The organism is Chryseobacterium sp. SIMBA_028 (assembly GCF_046535285.1).
Classification (GTDB): Bacteria; Bacteroidota; Bacteroidia; order Flavobacteriales; family Weeksellaceae; genus Chryseobacterium.
In genome coordinates this window covers 1-239 of the sequence record NZ_JAWRWZ010000788.1, presented here as the reverse complement: position 1 = coordinate 239, position 239 = coordinate 1, and the positions used below count along the sequence as shown (strand labels likewise).

The 239-nt window shown below is 46.0% G+C and carries 1 protein-coding gene; it reads right to left on the bottom strand.

From position 1 onward, the window contains the following. Nucleotides 1-239 (bottom strand): hypothetical protein (locus SCA31_RS25380; RefSeq protein WP_410699694.1); only part of this gene is annotated, 239 nt, incomplete at both ends.

The following is a 239-nucleotide window of genomic DNA, read 5'->3' as shown; positions in this document are numbered from 1 at the left end:
CAGTATTCAAGCAATCGCCTTGCGTACAAGTGACTTCTTCTAGCCATGATTTGAGTGTCGGCTCGATATTACTACGGATAGTGATAGAGTCTTCACCTGTCGTGGCGCTGTCAACCTCTTCTGGTTGGTTGATTGGTGTTTCGTCAGAACCGTAATAATCGATGTACTCTGGGAATGTTTGCTCTACGACATCATATGCCAGATCGCTCACATAGATTCGACCACCACCATCGACATAC